Raw genomic sequence first — 18,236 nt, 5'->3', positions numbered from 1 at the left:
GATACTGCGAATTGTTCGCAATCGCAAGGACATGTGAGTCGCTCAATGTACGTATGTTTATGTAATGGCTATACTGACCGTGAGATCCGCAGCGCTGTGCGCGAAGGCGGGGTTAATTGCGTGGACGAAGCCTATATGTCACTCGGCAACGGGTTTTGCTGTGGCGCGTGCCGTGACTGTGCAACCAACCTTGTAGAGGAAGAGTTGCCTAACCGGCGAGTGCTTGCGGCAGAATAGAAATTGCAACACCAAGTCAGGTGTGTGATTGGGGAAAAGAAAAGCCACTGAGAAATCAGTGGCTTTTTTGTCTTTCAAACGGGTGTGAAACCTAGTCCTCCGCCGCCGGTGTTTGCAGTTGAACGTAGTTTTCCATGCCCATTTTGCCAACGAGGCTCAACTGCGTTTCCAGCCAGTCGATATGCTCTTCCTCTGAGCTAAGGATATCTTCCAGCAGGTCGCGTGAACCATAGTCACGCACCTCTTCGCAGTAAGCGATGGCTTCCTTGAGGTCCACATGGGCAGTGTGTTCCATCTTGAGGTCACACTCGAGGATCTCTTTCACGTCCTCACCGATCATCAATTTGCCAAGGTCCTGCAGGTTTGGCAGGCCTTCAAGGAACAGAATTCGCTCTATAAGGCTATCGGCGTGTTTCATCTCGTCGATGGACTCTTCATATTCCTTATCGGCAATTTTTTTCATGCCCCAGTCTTTGAGCATGCGGGAGTGGAGGAAATATTGGTTAATGGCCGTGAGCTCGTTTTTGAGAATCACATTCAGGTATTGGATAACCTTTTTGTCGCCTTTCATGACGAGCCTCCTTGCATACGGTGGGGATATCTGAATTGGCCCCTACTATAACAACCATAGCGGCATGCGCCAAACTCTTTCTATAGTTGCTAATCCCTATTAATTGCACGACTTTTTCCAGTTTTCCAGTTGCGTATGAGAGTGAAAATCACTCGCTTTTAGCGCGTGAAAAATCAGCCCGTTTTCCACTTCTTTGCCGGGCAATTTTGTGCAGGTTTTACATCTGGTTCTAACGCCTGTATAACGCCCCTCAATTTTGGATCCGGCTTTGCGAGCCGAACTGCTGAAATGGGAAACATATGTCGAACTATCTTGTTGCGGCCCTCTACAAATTTGTGAGGTTGCCTGAATATGCGTCTTTGCAGGCGCCCCTCACTGAAATCTGTATCTCCAATGACGTCAAGGGCACGCTCCTGCTGGCGGCAGAAGGCATCAATGGCACCATCGCGGGGCCTGAAGCTGGTGTGCGCAATGTGCTGGCTTACCTGCGAGGGCACTCCGAGTTTGCTGACCTCATCCATAAGGAAAGCTGGGCTGACGAGGAACCTTTCCTGCGTGCCAAGGTTCGTCTCAAAAAAGAGATCGTCACCATGGGCGTGGACGGTATCGACCCCAACAAAATCGTTGGCACCTATGTGAAACCTGAGGATTGGAACGCACTGATCTCGGACCCGGATACGGTGGTGGTTGATACGCGTAACGACTATGAGGTCGCGATTGGCACCTTCAAGGGTGCGGTGGATCCGAAAACCAAATCTTTCCGAGAGTTTCCGGCGTGGGCCGCAGAAAACAAAGACACGCTCAAAAAGCCCAAGGTTGCCATGTTCTGCACCGGCGGTATCCGGTGCGAGAAGTCAACGGCGTTCATGAAAGAGCAGGGTTATGACGAAGTTTATCATCTTGAGGGCGGCATCCTGAAATACCTTGAGGAAGTGCCGGAAGATCAAAGCCTGTGGGAAGGTGACTGCTTCGTGTTTGATGAGCGTGTGTCGGTGCGCCACGGCCTTGAGCCGGGCGACTATGACATGTGCCGCGCCTGCCGCCGCCCCATCTCGGAAGAAGAAAAAGAGCTGCCCGAGTTTGTGGAGGGGGTGAGCTGCCCATATTGCCATGAGGAAACCACGCCTGAGCAGAAGGAGCGGTTTGCGGAGCGGCAGAAGCAGATCATGCTGGCGAAAAATCGCGGTGAAAAACACATTGGCATCACCAAGCCGCGCGCTGGTGACGAGGCTGCCGTCGTAGCCGAGGACGCATAAAAGCAATGACGGATACGCGGCCCATTCTCTACAGCTTTCGCCGGTGCCCCTATGCCATGCGGGCCCGGCTCGCGCTGGCGTCCGCCGGGGTTGAGGTAAAGCTCAGGGAAGTGGTGCTGCGCGACAAACCGGCAGCTATGCTCAAGGCTTCCCCCAAGGGCACGGTGCCAGTGCTGGTACTGCACGGTGGTGCTGTGGTTGATGAAAGCCTTGATGTCATGCTGTGGGCGCTGAGGAAGAGCGACCCTGAGGGCTGGCTGGCCCCTGAGTATGGCAGCATGGATCAGATGCTTGAGCTGATCGCTTTGAACGACGGTGATTTCAAACACCATCTGGACCGTTTTAAATACGCCACCCGCTATGAGGATGCAGACCCCGCAGAGCACCGCGCCGGGGCTGAGGTTTATCTCAAGCGTCTTGAGGCTCAATTGGGTGAAAACAAATGGCTGTTTGGTGCGCGGCCAAGCCTTGCAGATTATGCCATCCTGCCGTTCATCCGCCAGTTCGCGGGCGCCGCCAAAGGCTGGTGGGAAGACGCGCCATATTCACATATGCGCCGCTGGCTTGAAGACTTTAAGGCAAGCGCGCGCTTCAAAGCCGTGATGCGTAAATATCGGCAGTGGCATGAGGGCATGGAAGAACCCATTTTCCCGGCAGACTGACACAGCGCTGATGGTTGCGCCCAGGCACAAGCCCGGCTAAAAGCGGGAAATATCATTTTGAGGAGTAATCAAATGGCAGCAAAAACTGCACGGGTTAAATGGGCAGGTGACATGACCTTCATTGGCGAAAGCCCTTCAGGCCACGCGGTGGTAATGGATGCAGGCGCAGACAGCGGTGGTCGTGACCATGGTATTCGCCCAATGGAAATGCTGCTCTTGGGTGCTGGCGGTTGCTCGTCAATCGATGTGATGATGATTTTGCAGAAAGCGCGGCAAAAGGTAACCGACTGCTGGGTTGATATGACCAGCGAACGCGCGGAAGAGCACCCACGCTACTTCACTAAAATTCACATGCATTTTGTGGTAACAGGCGTGGAGGTTGACCCCAAGCATGTTGAGCGTGCGATCAAGCTTTCCAAGGAAAAATACTGCTCAGCGTCGGTGCAGCTTGGTGCGCTTGCGGACATCACGGCAGATTTTGAGATCATCGCCGCAGCATAGTACTGGCGGTAGAAGCCGCCGCGACACGGCGGCGGCTAGAGCGGCTTATATCAGGCTGCCATCAGGGGTGCGGTTTGCACCTGCAGCCATTCCTTGGTGCTATCATCCACCAGCGGGCCAATCAGCTCAAACACGCGGGCATGATAGTCGTTCAGCCACTTAAGCTCCCGGCTATCAAGCAAGTTCACATCCACCAGGTTGCGGTCGATCGGTACCCATGTCAGGTTTTCAAACGCGAAAATCGGCCGCTCGGTTTTCTCCTGTACCTTCTGCACCACAATCAGGTTTTCAATGCGGATGCCGTAGGCACCTTCGCGGTAATAGCCTGGCTCGTTAGACAAGATCATGCCTTCCTCAAGCGGTACGTCGGTGCCCTTTTTGGCTATACGCTGCGGCCCTTCATGCACCGCAAGGAAGGAGCCAACACCGTGGCCTGTGCCATGGTCATAGTCACAGCCAATGTCCCACAGTGGGCGGCGTGCCATGGCATCAAGCGCCATGCCCGCAGTTCCCTCAGGGAAGCGTGCAGTTGCAATGGCGATATGGCCCTTGAGCACGCGGGTGAAGCGGTCTTTCATCTCGTCCGTTGGGGTGCCCACAATCACCGTGCGGGTGATATCGGTGGTGCCGTCCAGATACTGCCCGCCGCTATCCACAAGGAAGATTTCATCCATCTTGAGCGGGCGGTTGGTCTTTTTGGTCACGCGGTAGTGCACAATCGCGCCGTTTGGCCCAGCGCCGGAGATGGTGTCAAAGCTCTTGTCCTTAAGCCCACCGCGTTTTTTGCGGAAGTTCCACAGCGCATCAACGGCTTTAAGCTCATCAACGCTGCCCTTTGGGGCTTCAACTGAAAGCCAGTGCAAAAACTCGCTGACCGCTGCACCGTCCCGGATGTGGGCGTCGCGGCTACCCTGTTGTTCGGTTTTGTTTTTACGCGCTTTTGGCAGGATGCACGGGTCCTGGCCCTCAACCAGTTTGGCGCCAGCGTCCTCAAGTGTTTTGAAAACCTTGGCGTTGTTGGTGGCAGGGTCCACCAGCACACGTTTGCCCGAAGTGCCAAGGCTCGCCAGCGTATCGTAAAACGCGGTGCGCGGTTCGATACGCACACTGTTGCCAAGGTGTTGTTTCAGCTCGCTGGATACTTTGCTTTCCTTAATGAAAAGCGTTGCAGTTTCGTCAGCGTGCATCACCGCAAAGGCGTGGGTGACAGGTGTGTTCATCACATCTGAGCCCCGGATATTAAAGGCCCAGGCCACGCTGTCGAGCATGGTGATCACAGCGGCGTCTGCACGCTTTTCCTTGAGCGCTGCGGCAACCTCTGTGCGCTTGTCGGCAGCATCACGGCCTGCGTGATCTGCGGTGTGTGCAGTGGCGGGCGCCAGCGGCTCGCTTGGCTGGTCATGCCACACGGCATCAACCGGGTTGCTCTCAAGCGCGACCAGCTCGATGTTTTTGGCGTCAAAAGCTGCGCGGGCCGCTTTTTCCCATGCCACTGTTGTCAGCTCCGGGTCGTGGCCTACACGGCCACCCTCCGGTACATTGTCTGCTGTCCACTTAAGAAGCGGGTATTTCTCAAACAGGTGATGCTCAAAAAGCGCCGGGTCCAGCTCCGCGGCGGCCTGAATGGTGTAGCGGCCATCAATAAACACGGATGCTTTACCCAAGAGCACAACACCGTTGCCTGCGGAGCCTGTAAAACCGGTGATGTAAGCAAGGCGGCCCGCATAGGCGCCAACATATTCGCTCATATGTTCATCGGTCAGCGGCAGCACAAAACCGTCAAGGCTGCGCGCCTTCAACTCTGCTCTCAGGGCTTCAAGGCGATTTGCATGCTCGGTCACGGTTCACTCTCCTAACTCTCTGGTTCCTGTGCGCCCAATGCGTCATCAGCGGTCATCACAAAAAAGTGGTCGGGCGCAGCGTTATGCCGCCTAGATGGCAGGCCACAGCTGGTTTGGCAAGGGGGCCTTCTGTTGCGGTGCGCCATTTTTTGAGCACGCGCTTAACTCCCTCTTTACAGCGCCCCGGCCTATGCCTAGAGCTAAGGACCCCTTAGATTATGGACAGGCCCTCATGTTAAAAGCCCCAAATGCCCTTGTTGCCCCTAAAGCCACACAAAAACCCTATAAGGCGAGCCATCACGGTTTCGAGTTTAACGATCCTTATTTCTGGCTGAAAGACCCAGGTTACCCGGAGGTGAAGGATGAGGAAATTCTCGGATATCTGGGGCAGGAGAACAAATATTTCGAAACCGTAATGAATGAGAGAAAGTCTCTCGTTGATAAGGTTTTTGAGGAAATAAAAGGTCGCCAGAAAGAAGACGATGAAAGCGTACCGTGGAAAGACGGTGCTTATGAATACCGCTGGGCATTCGCAAAAGGCGCGGAATACCGCACATGGCACCGCCGCAAGGTTGGCGCTGATGACTGGGATGTGCTTCTTGATGAAGTGGCCGAGGCAGAGGGGCTTGAATTTTACCGGCTTGGCGGCCTGAGTGTAAGCCCGTGCGAGCGATATCTGGCCTATAGCGCCGATAAAAACGGGTCTGAACGTTTTACCGTGCAGGTCAGAAACCTGGAAACAGGGGAAAACCTGAGCGATGAGATTGTCGAGACCTCAGGCGAGATTATATGGTCGGCGGACGGGGCTGGCTTTTTCTATGTTCTGGTGTCGAAGGAATGGCGGCCTTACCGGGTTTGTTTCCACACTCTTGGCAGTTCAGATGACAGCACCGTTTATGAAGAATCAGACACCAGCTTTTTTGTGCACCTGAGCCGCACAAGCAGCCGGGCCTATCTCGTTATCCGCACCGCAGATCATGTGACGGCTGAAAACCGTATCGTGCCGCTCAAAAACCCGAACACGTCGCCCTATGTGTTGAGCCCAAGGCGCAAAGGCCATGACTATGCGGTGGATCACGGTGATGAGGGGCTTTATCTCAGGTCCAACCGGGAGCATAAAAACTTCTGTGTTTACCGGGCGCCAGTGAACGCGAAAGGCGAAGAAGACTGGCAGGTGCTGCTGCGTGGCGATGACCGGCATTATCTGACCGGTATCCGCGCGTTCAAGGGCTTGCTCGCCATTGAAGAAAGCCGTGATGGGCTTGACCAGATCAGGCTTCTGAAAACCGATGGCACAGACCAGTATGTGGCCTTCCCCGAACCGGTTTATGAGGTGGGGCTTGGTAATAACGCTGAGTTTGTGCAAAGCCAGATACGGCTCTCCTATTCAAGCCTGGTGACCCCACCAACGGTATATGACTATGACCTGGCATCAGGCCAGTTGATCACCCGGAAAGAGCAGGAAATCCCGAGCGGATATGACAAGTCTGCGTACCGGTCTGAGCGTCTGATGGTTAAGGCCCGTGACGGTGTCGAAGTGCCTGTGAGCCTTGTCTACCACAAGGATTGGAAGAAGGGCACGGCCGCGCCGCTGCACCTGTACGGTTACGGTGCTTACGGCCTTGGCATGAGCCCGTCTTTCTCGTCTGCGCGGCTAAGCTTGCTGGACCGTGGTTTTGCTTACGCCATCGCCCATATCAGGGGCGGTGATGAGCTTGGTTACGGCTGGTATGAAGCCGGCAAGCTTGAGCACCGCACCAATACCTTCAATGATTTTGTTGATGTGGCGCGCTATCTGGAAACAAATGACTATGCCGCACCCGGCGGCATTTCCATCTCGGGCGGAAGCGCCGGTGGTGAGTTGATGGGGGCTGTGGTGAACCAGGCGCCGGAGCTGTTTAGTGCCGTGGTGATGCATGTGCCGTTTGTTGATGTGCTCAATACCATGCTGGATGCTGACCTGCCGCTCACACCCATCGAATGGCCTGAATGGGGTAACCCGATTGAGGACAAAGCGGCCTATGAAACCATTGCATCCTATTGCCCCTATACCAATATGGAGGCAAAGGAATATCCGCCCATGCTGGTGACCGGCGGGCTCAATGACCCGCGTGTAACCTATTGGGAGCCCGCGAAATGGACCGCCAAGATGCGCGCGACAAAAACCGACGATAACCTCCTGATGATGAAGATCAATATGGGCGCAGGCCACGGTGGTAAGTCCGGGCGGTTTGAGAGATTTGTGGAAGTGGCGGAAGAATATGTGTTCGTGTTGATGGCTTTTGGCCTCGCGGACGATGAATAATAACTAATCAATCGGTTTGTTATAGTGGTTTGAATAAACTGTCAGAATATTCATTACGAGTGCGAACAAATAATGAAGCACAAGGATGAGGCATCATGAAACCAATCATAAACAGGCGGGATGCAAAGCAGATCGTCTCGAAACACGGCGATGCTTTTGAAGCAACAATGGAAGAGCTGGCGTTTGCCGTCGGCGCACAGGACATTGGCGCCAATATCACCACAGTACAGCCAGGGAAAGCGGCTTTCCCCCTTCATCACCATTATGCCAATGAAGAGCATTTTTATGTGCTGAGTGGGTATGGCAAAGTGCGCATTGGTGCAGATGTGTGGCCGATTGAGCCGGGTGATTATATCTTCAGCCAGCCCGGTGGGCCTGAACATGCGCACCAGATGGTCAATACCGGCGACGAGCCGCTGGTGTATCTGGCCATCTCAACCAAAAAAGTACCCGAAGTTGTTGGCTATCCTGACAGCGGTAAAACCGGTGTGCGCGTTTCCTATGACATGGAAAACCCGGACAGCCGTTTCCTCATCTCTGACGACGCGAAAAACAGCGTCACATATTGGGATGATGAGGACGGCACTCAGGTACGTGCCACTCTCAAGGGCGACTAGGCCCTGCTGTTGTAGAGATGCTCAAGCGTGGGGGCCATGCCAGAGAGGTCATAGCCCGCACCAGCACCAAGCTTCAAGATATCCGCCACATCACGGCTGGCGGTGAAGGCTTCAGCCAAAGCCCAAAGCGTGCATGACCGAGTGCCGGAACGGCAATAAGCCAGCACGGGCCCTTCAGCGTCCCTGAGCGCAAAGGACATGCTCTCAATCGCTTCAAAGGTCAGTTGGCCGGAGGTGACGGGGATCGCGGCCCATGCGACGCCCTTGTCAGCGGCTATGGCGGCTAACGCGTCGTTGCTGGGTTGGCCAGCTTCTTCACCGTCCGGGCGGTTGTTGATGATGAGCTTCACGCCCGCGTTTGCAGCTGCCTCAATATCGTCAGCGGTGATTTGCGGCGCGACAGACACGGTGTCCGTTACTTTGTTGAAGGTGCTCATGTCTGTCTCTCCAGTCTCGTTTTGAGGTTGAGGCTATTATATCGCGGGTGCGTTTGAATAATAGTGCCAAGCCAGAAGGGCCACAACACTGCGGTATGGCCGCCAGCGTTCGCCGATGGTCTCGCACTCTTTTTCAGTAGGTCGGTCTTCAAGGCCAATAATACGGCCAACACCCACACGCACGGCCAGATCACCCACCGGCCAGATATCATCCCGTCCCAGCGAGAACATGAGATACATATGCGCACTCCAGACCCCGAGGCCTTTCACGGCTGTGATGGCACTGATGGCGTCCTCGTTGCTCATGTGCGGCAAGGCAGCGATATCAAGCGTGCCTGCTTCCACCGTTTCGCAGAGCGACCGTGCGTAAGAGATTTTCTGCCGCGACAGCCCGGCACCGCGCAACTCTTCGTCAGAAAGTTTGGCGTATTGCGCTGGCCCGGCACCTGCGCCCGCCAGTTTTTCAACCCGGTCGCGGATGGTGGCGGCGGCTTTCACGGATAGCTGCTGGCCCACAATCACCCGCATGAAAGTGTGAAAACCCTGTTCGCCCATACGGTCTGGTGGAATGCCGACCAGTTTAATGGCCGCGTCCACATGCGTGTCTTTTGCCGCAAGCGAACGCAGGCGGCTCTCAATGCCCAAAGCATCCAGTTGAAAGTTTTCCATTGCCCAAAGCCCCTCAGTGTCGCAGCCGAGCGTGGGTGTCACGCCCAGAAATGTTCCAGCCGGGCATCAAACACCCGGTCATTTTTTTTCAAGGCATCTTGGATAGCACGGGCCTTATGTTCCGCCAAGCGCTGCACAATCACTTTAACGGCCAGCGTGCCATCACTATGGCGCGTGGTTTTAACCGATGCGGCATCAAGGGGAATGTTGTGGAAGTGTGAGAGAACAGCCTCTAGCGCGTCGGGCGCGAGGCTAACGAGTACGTCAAAGCGATTTGCAATTTCCAGTGGCGCGGTCATGGCGCGCTGCTCCTATAAGCGTATATGTGATGGATCGAACGAAAACGTCCCGGCTTTCCTTGGAAGCCGGGCTGATCATTCGACACCACATTCGCTTATGCGCACCAAAACTTGTCATGGGCGCGACCGTAATGTGGAGAGATTGGGAAATCAACCCCCTCCCTGTGCCCTATAGACGGATTTTTCAGAGTGCTGTGAAGGTGCCCGCAAGCCCAACAGCCACGGTGATAAGGAAAAGTGTCATCGCAGCGATGGATATCAGCGCCAGATGGGGACCAGCAAGGATAAGTGCCCAACCCTTTTCGGGCATGGGGCCGCGCCGCACGAAGGAGAGCGCAAAAAGTGGCAGGCTGAGCACCAGCATCAGGCCGATGTTAAGGCCGCTACGCCAGAGGGTGATGAGCGCCGGGCTGTCCCATTCGTACATCACGGTTGGCCACAAGGCCCATTCAGCATAAAGCCCGCCGCCGATGAGGGCGCTGCCAATAAGCGAGAAAAGCGCCATGCGCCGCCAGGGCTTGCCTAAATTGCTCTGAAGGTGGAGCGCAGCGCTCGTGAGCGCCGCAAACACCCACGGCAGCAGGGAGAGGAGAAACGGAATGTTGCCGAGTAGGCCGGTATAGCGGTAGAGCACACCGTCGAGATAGAGATAACCACCAGCGCGCACGGGGCTGAATGTCAGCCGTTCGCCGCTGTCGCTGGTGTAATGGTAGGGGGCTTTCGGCTGGAAGGTCAGGGTGCCCTGAGGCGGTGCGTCACCAAAGGCCTCATGTGCAGGGCTACTCATGGTGACGCGAAGATTGCCGTCCGCCATCTCGTTCACCCTGATCCAGTTTTCAGCCATATTATCCACACGGGCACGAAGCCATGCGGAGGGCCGGTCTGCACGGGTATAGCGGCCTCCTAGATCGGCGGGTGGCGCGAGGGCGCGCGCCGCCTCAAGCCGGGTAGTTGAGCCGCTATGCGGGGGGAAGTTTTCCTCAGCGATGCGCCAAATGGCTTGCTTGAAACGCGCAGCTATATCTGAACCACCAACCATCACGCGCGGGGAAATAAAGGCCGCACCTTCACGAGGGAAAACAACAAAACCCGGGTTTATTTCTACCCAGGAACGACCGGCCCGCCTTTGCAGATATCCCGCAGCGCTGCGTTCCGGACCGAGGGGATGGAAAAGCCATAACACTCCTTCCATCAGCATCTCATAGCTCAGGTCGCTGAGATATGGCGTACCGTCCGATTGTTCGTTACGTAGCAGTAATATTGCCAAATGCGCCAGAATTTTGGGTGAAAGTGTGACGGTTTTTGAGGCGAGTGTGGCGGAATCTGTGGCCGAATTTTTGTCGTGAAGGCCAAGCGGTTTAAAAAGCTCAAGCGCGATAGTTTCCTGAACGCTTTGGCTGGTTGTTCTGGCAACAAGCAGCTCCAGAAGATCTAGGCCTGTAGGGTCAGGTGCACTGACCTGCCCCGGTGTGCGCAGCTCAATGAGGAAGGGGGTCAGATTTTCAGGTGGGCCATCGGTTGCCACCGGCGGCACGGCAAACCCGCCCGTTTCTGTGAGCAGATGCCGGAGCGTGAGCGCAACACGGAACGGGTTTTTCTCAATCAGCTCCGGCAGTATTTGTGCAACCGGTGTATCAAGGGAAAGCTTGCCTTGATCAATAAGGCGCAGCGCAACAAGGCTCACGGCCAACCGCTGTGCGTCGTGGCTCACAAAGGGTGTTTCAGCCTCAACGCCCAGCCCGTGTACGGCCGTGCCGTTCACATAAAAGGCATCGGGTGCGGCTTCGGTTAGCAGCGGCAATACATCTGATGCGCGCAGCACAACAGATTGCGCCCACGCAGCGGTGGGCAGCAAACACAATATTACAATGATGAGCGTGCGCAGCATCAGCACCGATTGTAATCCCCGCATGGCTTATGGAACTATGCGGCGATTAAAGCATAAAAACGGCCCGGCCCGCCATAGCGGATAAACCCTTATGCACGCTTAGAATTTAAACTGAAGGGCGGTGCCGCTCACGAACTGGGTTGAGGAGCCGTATTGCCCGCCCGATAGCGGGCTGTCAGACGCGCTGCCGAGCATGCGGCCAAGCGATATGAGCCCGAGGATACGTGCACGTTCATTGAGCCTGAGCGCACCAATCACATTGACGGACAGTTCAGACACACCACCACTGGCTTCAAACGCCTGAAGGCCGGAGGCCGAGTTTGCCGCCTGTTCTTCGGTGATGCCGAAGTTGGTTTGCATCGCCTTTTTTGAAAGCCACTTGCCGCGAATGCCAGCGCCCATAGCGAAGTTGCCATTCTGGTAGATGCCGTGGCCTGCGGTTAACCTGACCTGCATGCCTTGCCCCGCGCCCAGAGCTTGCCGGACATCACTGCTGATCAGCATGCTTTTGTTGGAGTAGCGGGCGAATACCCCTACATCCAGTGTGGTTGAGATATCGCCAAGGCCTTCAAGTGCTTTATTTGAATTTTCCTGCCGTCCGAAATGAAGGTTCAGGAGCGGCCCAGCTTCAAAGCTACCTTTTTTGTAGGCTGAATAGGTGAACTGGCTGCCATTCAGGCGCCATACCTCTTTGTAGCGAACGTCGATAAGCGGCAGCACGCGGAAGCGGTAGTTGTTGGAGCCGTCGTAATCCGGCATCCATCCCATGCCAACACCGATACGGGCGTTAACTTCCTCTGAATCCAGATCACCGGGCCAGAGAAGGTCTATGCCTTCCTGCACAGCACCAAGCGCGTTGTTGAAACGGTCGGCCAGGTTAAAGCCGTCCGCTAGCGCACTTTCCGATAAAGTGAAGGTTAAGGTTGCAAGTGCTGCTGCACCTGTCGCTCGCTTATATAAATGTCCTATCCGCAACACAGGTCCCCAAGTTCCTGCGGCATCGCGCTAAATCAAGGTCGCATATCCGCTGTCGTGTCTACATTATCATCCGGTACAAAAAGGTAAAAATATGGCACCAAATTGTCCGAAAATTTTTCCTGTTGGTTGTAAGGATAACGTGCAGGCGGACGATGGGAAGGGAAATTCACGCCGCCTGAATATTTTTTAGGTTGGGAAACGCTCGTTAGCGCGTGCGGCGCGCCAGCTGGTAAAAACGGCCCATCTGCAACATCCAGGAAACCACCACACCAATCAGCATGCCTTCCATAAGCCCCTGTAGACCGTGACCAACCGGGAAGGCCAGAATGTAACACGCTGGCAGCATGACAAATGCGAAGGAAAAGCCCTGCAACACAGTTGGCCACCATGTTTCCTTGAAGCCACGCAGCACCATGGTCATCACCATCTGCGATGCGTCAAACACCATTCCAAGCGTGTAGGTAAGGGCGAACGGCAGCAGCAGAATGATGATGCGCTCATCCTTGGTGAAAATCGCCAGAAGGTCGGCGGTGAACATGTAAATGCCTGCTGCGAGTACGCCAACAATAAGGAAGTTGAGCAACACACCAGCGAGGCCCGCGAGCGCTGTATCAGCCTGATCACGGCGCGAGAAGGCAATGCCGACCCGCACGCTGGAGGCCACACCGATCCCGATTGAAATCATCAGCGGCACGCCAAGGACCTGATACACCACACCGTGGGCGGCCAGTGGCACGGTGCCGAGCCAGCCTGCGAACACTGCAAGTGCTGAGAAGGCCAAAACTTCTGCCGCCAGTGACACGGCACTTGCGTAGCCCATTTGCCGCTGGGCTGACCATTCGCCCCACTTCTGGCCATGCGGCTTGCGGGTGCCGTATCCGCGCACGCTGGGCGAATACCACACATAAAGAAAGGCCCCAATGGCTAGGCACCAGCGAATGATGGTGGACGACCAGGCAGAGCCCGCCGCGCCCATCTCCGGCATGCCGCTATGGCCGAAAATCAGGAAATAATTGAAGATCACATTCAGCACATTGGCGCCCACCATCAGGTAGAAGCCCACGTCGGCGCGTTTGACACCTTCCAGAAACATGGTGGAACACACAAAAAGCAAATGCGCGGGCACGCCGAGCGCCAGAATGCGAATCAACTGGCCGCTCTCATGGGCTTTCTCGCTGGTCTGGCCGAGAAGGGTGAGCCAATATTCTGCGGGCCAGATGACCATGAGGATGAGGGCGCCAATCGCCGCTGTGAACGGCAGGTTACGCCGCCACACACGCCCGGCTTCGCGGTTGTTGCCCTCGCCAACCGCATTGGCCACATAAACTGTAATGCCACCCAGAAGCCCAAGGCCAACCACCAGCGCAAACATGATGACCGACTGGTTGGCGAGGTTAAGCCAGGCTAGATGTTCAGTCGCATAATGGCCCACCATGGCGGTATCCACCATGCCAAGCCCCATGATGCCAATACGCATGGCAACAGCAGGAGCAGCAAGCCGTGCGAGCTCGCTGAAGTGACGTTTCAGGCGTTCGCGCAGCCATGTAAAGCTGATCTGATCTGCGGTGTCCGTCATTGGCTCGCTGCCTTTTGGTGTAGGGCTATTGTTTGGGTCGCCTGTTTGTCGGCAATATGATACTGCTAGGCTGGTTTCTGGTGTCTGGCAAGCATTTGCAGGCGCTTGGGCTTAAAAAGAAAAACCAATCCAAAACCTCGGGGGAGGTGTCGGTGACACAAGAAAATCATGCTACTCAGGGGCCCATTACGCATGGCGCTTATCCTGAGCTTTCCTATCACGCTATCATTGTTGGTTACATCCTTGGTGTCGTTATCGCGATGTCCATCGGGTTTGCGGCCCTGAAGCTTGGGTTCTCTATCGAAGGATCTGAGCTCGCGGCCATTTTGGGCTTCGGTATCCTGCGCGGTATTTTGCGCAGGCGGTCCATCGTTGAAAACAATGTCACGCAAACGGTGGCAAGTGCTGTGAACGGTGCATCATCGGGTATGATGTTTTCGGTACCGGCTATTTTTATCCTTGGGTACGGGATGGAGTTCAACCCCTATGTGCTGACATTTGGTGCTATCGCCGGTGCCTTCCTTGGTATCGCGTTTATCATCCCGCTCAGGAAGCAGATGATTGATTTTGAGCGCCTGACCTATCCGGGCGGTGTGGCCGTGGCCACGATCCTCAAATCACCCGGTGCGGGTATCGAGAAAGCCAAGATGCTCCTGATCGCCATGGTGATCTCGGGTGGTTTGCATTTTGCGAGCCTGTACACGGGCGTTGAGAACTGGCCGCTTTTTGCGCAGCTTGGTTTGCCGGACTATATGAACGGCACGCTGTATCTGTCGCTTATGACCATCGGCGTTGGCTATATCGCTGGCCGCGGCGGGGTTGCATTCATCATTGGTGGTTACGTCTGTTATTTTGTACTGGCGCCGATGCTGAGTGCGACGGACCTTTTTCCTGTGGTGAACGGTTCCATCATCAACAACCCCGGTGAGTTGCGCACGCTTCTGTTCCGCCCTGTTGGCATTGGTATGTTGATCGGCGGCGCCGTGATCGGTGTGATGTTTGCGCTGCCGCTTATTCGCTCCGCCGTTAGCTCCATGCAGTCTTCCGCCAAGGTGGAAAGCGCCATGAGCCGCGACGAGATGCCGATCAAGCTGCTGTATTTTGGTGTTGGTGGTGCGGCAGTTCTGCTCGCTGTTATGGCCATTACTTCCGCTGAAGAAGTGGGCATCGTGCGAGGCCTGATGATGGCTGTGCTCGGCACATTATGGATATGGATGGCAGGGATCATCTTGTCTGAAGCAGTTGGGCGTACCAACTGGTCACCGCTTTCGGGCATGACGCTGGTGGCGGTGACGCTTCTGATCGTCATTACGCAAAGCTTTGGTGGGATGGAAGCCATGCCGGCCATCGTGGCGGCCATCACTGTGGGTGCAGCAACCTGTGTGGCCATGAGCCAGGCAACCGACCTGATGCTGGATATGAAAACCGGGTATCTGGTGGGCGCGACACCGCGCATGCAGCAGCTCGGACAGTTTGCCGGTGCATGGCTTGGCCCGATTGTGATCATCGTGTTGATTTTTGTTCTGGATGACGCTTACGGCCTTGGTTCAGACAAGCTGCCAGCACCGCAGGGTCAGGCCCTAGCGAGCATGATAAACGGTATCATGGGCGGCGATGTGCCAGCTGAGAAATACATCGCTGGGGCCTTGCTTGGTGCGCTTCTCTCTGCGGTGCAGGGTGGTTTGGGCATCACGGTCGGCCTTGGTTTTTACCTGCCGTTCAACATCGTGCTGACTTACTCCATCGGTACGCTTCTGCGTGAGATCAGCGACCGCAAGTGCGGCAAATCCTGGTCTGACAATAAGGGTATACCGATTGCGGCTGGCTTGATTGTGGGCGAGGCGCTTGTGGGCGTCGGTTACGCCATCAACATCATCGCATCTGCGAATTAAGGGAGGATCGATCAATGAAAAAACTAGCTTATCTACTCGTTGTATTTTCCTTCCTTGGTGGGGCGTTTCTGACATCGCTTGACCCACTGATGGTGGACTGGATGACCTTTTTACCGGTGGTATTTGCCGGTGTAGTTGGGGTTGTGATTTTGAAACGGCTACAGTCTGCTGAGGCGCGTTCAAGCGACCTTCTGGCGCAAAACCGCACAGACCTTGAAGAAAGCCTGGCGAATATCGTCAAGAATCTTGAGGAGCTGAATGGTCGTAAGGACAAGATTCCGACCTACGATATGCGCTTTGAGATCGACAAACTGTTCAGGGAAGATCTGACCCGCTTTGCCGATGCCCGTGATGGTATGAAGCATATGTTTGGCCTTCAGTCTTATGCAGACATTATGTCCAGCTTTGCGGCAGGCGAACGCTATATCAACCGCGTGTGGTCAGCGTCTACGGACGGTTATATCGATGAAGTGCTGACGTATGTGGAGAAGTCGCTCAATCAGTTCCGGCACGCTCAGGAAGAGTATGCAAAAGCCGCAGCGGCAAGCAATGCTCAACCCGCTTGAGTTCGATAAAAGCAAGTATAGCGGCGACCTTGGGGGTCGCCGCCTTTCATAGCCATGTGCAACTGTTGCGGCGCCATGAGATGTGCGGAATTTAACAAGGGGGAACTTGAACATGAAGAAATTCATCTGTGGGTTAGCAAGAGTGTTTTGGGTGAGTGTGGCGATGGCGTTCGGAACCGGCGCCATGGCTGAAGGAGCCCGGGACAGGGCCGAAACCATTGTGCCGGAAGGGTGGCAAAACGCATACGACAGTCTGCACTATGCCCCGGCGGTCAAAATCGATGGCGTGGTCTATCTCTCTGGTGTGGTAGCAGGCCCTGCGGGCGGTGATCTCAAGGAAGGATACCGTCGAGCTTGGCGCACTATAGGGGAAATTCTGAAACAGTCGGGTGCAAGCCTTGATGACATTGTGGAGATAACCACCTTTCACACCAATTTGCAGCGCGATATCGTTGAGTTCGGGTCGGTGAAAGATGAATTTATTCGCAAGCCATATCCGACATGGACGGCGATAGGCACTACCGAACTGTATGAGCCTACAGCCGTGGTGGAGATCAAGGTTGTCGCGCATCTGCCGAAATAAGACCTGAGGTGTTGTGGCCTCAAATTTGAAGAACATTAATAATCGATAAAAGGGAATGCTGCATGCTAGGTATTTTGAGGACGGGGATATGTCGGGCGTTGTTGTTGGGAGCGAGCCTTCTGGCGACGGCTTCTGCCGCTGGTGCCGCAGAGACGGTGATTACAGCGGACGCCATGCTGGATGTAACGAATGGCAAGATGCTCGAGAAACCCATGATCGTAGTGCGGGATGACCGCATCGTTGCCATCGGCAAGCAGGGCACCTTCACTGCAGGCGAAGACGCCCAGTATATAGCCCTCGACGGCATGACCCTGCTGCCTGGCTTTATGGATATGCATGTGCATTTGTCCTCTGACGCAGAAACCCCTTTCTTTGCCAGCATGAGCTATTCGGTGCCGCGCCAGACAGTTGTGGCCGTAAAGAACGCGAAACGGACCCTGATGGCGGGTTTCACCACGGTGCGGGATCTGGGTGACGGCGGCTATTCGGTGATTGGCGTACGTGACGGTATTAACGCAGGAGAAATTGCTGGCCCCCGTATCTTCTCGGCTGGCAATGCGCTCAGTATTACGGGCGGCCATTGTGACAACAACTTCCTGCCGCCAGAGATGCAAGTGCGTTCAGATGGTGTGGCAGATGGCCCTTGGGCCGCGCGCGAAAAGGTACGTGAAAACATCAAATACGGTGCTAATGCCATCAAGTTTTGCGCGACAGGCGGTGTGTTCTCCAAGGGGACCAAGGTTGGCATCCAGCAGTATTCGCTTGAGGAAATGAAAGCGATTGTTGAAGAAACCCATCGGCGGGGTCTTGTGGCGGCGGCGCACGCCCACGGCACAAGCGGTATCAAGGCGGCGATTGTGGCCGGGGTCGATTCTGTTGAGCATGTAAGCTTTCTGGATGATGAAGGTGTGGCGCTCGCGAAAAAGTTCGGCACCTATTTCTCGATGGATATCTACAACACTGAGTATACGCTGACGTACGGTGCCGAAAACGGTGTGCCGGAAGAGAATCTCAACAAGGAACGCGAGGTCTCAAAAGCGCAGCGTGAAAGCTTCACACGTGCTGTCAAGGGTGGTGTGAAAATGGTGTTTGGTTCAGATGCAGCCATCTACCCACACGGTGATAACGCCAAGCAGTTTTCCCGCATGGTGCAGTTTGGCATGACACCCCTGCAGGCATTGCAGGCTGCAACCGTCAACCCGGCGACGCTGATGAAGCAGGAGCGTGATCTGGGTGCTTTGAAGGAGGGTTTTCTCGCGGACATCGTGGCTGTGAAGGGCAACCCGCTTGAGGATATCACCGTGACGGAAGACGTGAGTTTTGTGATGAAAAACGGCGTGGTTTACAAACGCTAAAAC

At 55.2% G+C, this 18,236-nt stretch carries 18 protein-coding genes; 10 read left to right on the top strand and 8 right to left on the bottom strand.

The window, feature by feature from the left end:
- The first annotated feature begins 45 nt into the window (after positions 1-45).
- Positions 46-237, top strand: coding sequence for a (2Fe-2S)-binding protein (locus ACOOGA_RS07740; protein WP_417462284.1), 192 nt, complete (start codon positions 46-48; stop codon positions 235-237).
- Between the two features lie 91 nt (positions 238-328).
- Here the strand turns inward: ACOOGA_RS07740 and bfr are convergent, their stop codons facing one another.
- The gene (gene bfr, locus ACOOGA_RS07735) at positions 329-808 is read right to left on the bottom strand and encodes a bacterioferritin (RefSeq protein ID WP_417462283.1); all 480 of its coding nucleotides are present in this window, start codon (positions 806-808) and stop codon (positions 329-331) included.
- 299 nt (positions 809-1,107) lie between these two features.
- On the opposite strand from bfr, the gene ACOOGA_RS07730 reads away from it, so the two are divergent.
- The 3 genes from ACOOGA_RS07730 (at position 1,108) to ACOOGA_RS07720 (ending at position 3,227) form a co-directional block, all read left to right on the top strand.
- Positions 1,108-2,064 (top strand): rhodanese-related sulfurtransferase, encoded by a 957-nt coding sequence (locus ACOOGA_RS07730; protein WP_420430274.1) that lies wholly within the window; start codon positions 1,108-1,110, stop codon positions 2,062-2,064.
- A 5-nt stretch (positions 2,065-2,069) separates the two neighbouring features.
- Positions 2,070-2,726 carry a glutathione S-transferase gene (locus ACOOGA_RS07725; protein WP_420430272.1) on the top strand — a complete coding sequence of 219 codons (657 nt, stop codon included), beginning with the start codon at positions 2,070-2,072 and terminating at the stop codon, positions 2,724-2,726.
- Between the two features lie 72 nt (positions 2,727-2,798).
- On the top strand, positions 2,799-3,227 hold the full coding sequence (locus ACOOGA_RS07720) for an OsmC family protein (RefSeq protein ID WP_420430270.1): 429 nt from the start codon (positions 2,799-2,801) through the stop codon (positions 3,225-3,227).
- A 50-nt stretch (positions 3,228-3,277) separates the two neighbouring features.
- Here the strand turns inward: ACOOGA_RS07720 and ACOOGA_RS07715 are convergent, their stop codons facing one another.
- A complete protein-coding gene (locus ACOOGA_RS07715) occupies positions 3,278-5,068 on the bottom strand; it encodes an aminopeptidase P family protein (protein ID WP_420430268.1) in 1,791 nt (596 codons plus the stop codon).
- Between the two features lie 232 nt (positions 5,069-5,300).
- On the opposite strand from ACOOGA_RS07715, the gene ACOOGA_RS07710 reads away from it, so the two are divergent.
- Positions 5,301-7,373, top strand: a complete 2,073-nt coding sequence (locus ACOOGA_RS07710) for a S9 family peptidase (protein WP_420430266.1) — start codon at positions 5,301-5,303, stop codon at positions 7,371-7,373.
- A 95-nt stretch (positions 7,374-7,468) separates the two neighbouring features.
- Complete coding sequence (locus ACOOGA_RS07705; RefSeq protein ID WP_420430264.1) at positions 7,469-7,990, top strand: cupin domain-containing protein; 522 nt, start codon at positions 7,469-7,471, stop codon at positions 7,988-7,990.
- On the opposite strand, the gene ACOOGA_RS07700 is transcribed toward ACOOGA_RS07705, so the two are convergent.
- The 6 genes from ACOOGA_RS07700 to ACOOGA_RS07675 form a co-directional block, all read right to left on the bottom strand.
- Positions 7,987-8,427 carry a TIGR01244 family sulfur transferase gene (locus tag ACOOGA_RS07700; RefSeq protein WP_417462276.1) on the bottom strand — a complete coding sequence of 147 codons (441 nt, stop codon included), beginning with the start codon at positions 8,425-8,427 and terminating at the stop codon, positions 7,987-7,989. The genes ACOOGA_RS07705 and ACOOGA_RS07700 overlap by 4 nt on opposite strands.
- Positions 8,428-8,463: 36 nt before the next feature.
- Positions 8,464-9,096, bottom strand: a complete 633-nt coding sequence (locus tag ACOOGA_RS07695; RefSeq protein WP_420430262.1) for a DNA-3-methyladenine glycosylase family protein — start codon at positions 9,094-9,096, stop codon at positions 8,464-8,466.
- A 38-nt stretch (positions 9,097-9,134) separates the two neighbouring features.
- A complete protein-coding gene (locus ACOOGA_RS07690) occupies positions 9,135-9,395 on the bottom strand; it encodes a hypothetical protein (RefSeq protein WP_417462274.1) in 261 nt (86 codons plus the stop codon).
- Positions 9,396-9,579: 184 nt separating this feature from the next.
- Positions 9,580-11,307, bottom strand: coding sequence for a serine hydrolase (locus ACOOGA_RS07685; protein ID WP_420430260.1), 1,728 nt, complete (start codon positions 11,305-11,307; stop codon positions 9,580-9,582).
- A gap of 75 nt (positions 11,308-11,382) precedes the next feature.
- A complete protein-coding gene (locus tag ACOOGA_RS07680; RefSeq protein ID WP_420430258.1) occupies positions 11,383-12,258 on the bottom strand; it encodes a MipA/OmpV family protein in 876 nt (291 codons plus the stop codon).
- Between the two features lie 208 nt (positions 12,259-12,466).
- On the bottom strand, positions 12,467-13,837 hold the full coding sequence (locus ACOOGA_RS07675) for an MATE family efflux transporter (RefSeq protein ID WP_420430256.1): 1,371 nt from the start codon (positions 13,835-13,837) through the stop codon (positions 12,467-12,469).
- Between the two features lie 152 nt (positions 13,838-13,989).
- On the opposite strand from ACOOGA_RS07675, the gene ACOOGA_RS07670 reads away from it, so the two are divergent.
- From ACOOGA_RS07670 to ACOOGA_RS07655, 4 genes are all read left to right on the top strand, one after another.
- Complete coding sequence (locus tag ACOOGA_RS07670; protein ID WP_420430254.1) at positions 13,990-15,729, top strand: OPT family oligopeptide transporter; 1,740 nt, start codon at positions 13,990-13,992, stop codon at positions 15,727-15,729.
- A 14-nt stretch (positions 15,730-15,743) separates the two neighbouring features.
- Entirely contained in the window at positions 15,744-16,295 is a 552-nt protein-coding gene (locus ACOOGA_RS07665; RefSeq protein WP_420430252.1) for a hypothetical protein, read from the top strand.
- Between the two features lie 112 nt (positions 16,296-16,407).
- Entirely contained in the window at positions 16,408-16,878 is a 471-nt protein-coding gene (locus tag ACOOGA_RS07660) for a RidA family protein (RefSeq protein WP_420430250.1), read from the top strand.
- A 62-nt stretch (positions 16,879-16,940) separates the two neighbouring features.
- Complete coding sequence (locus ACOOGA_RS07655; RefSeq protein WP_420430248.1) at positions 16,941-18,233, top strand: amidohydrolase family protein; 1,293 nt, start codon at positions 16,941-16,943, stop codon at positions 18,231-18,233.
- The last annotated feature ends 3 nt before the right edge of the window (positions 18,234-18,236 follow it).

Source organism: Kordiimonas sp. (assembly GCF_965216265.1).
In the GTDB taxonomy this organism is placed as follows: domain Bacteria; phylum Pseudomonadota; class Alphaproteobacteria; order Sphingomonadales; family Kordiimonadaceae; genus Kordiimonas.
This window is presented reverse-complemented; position numbering and strand designations above follow the sequence as displayed.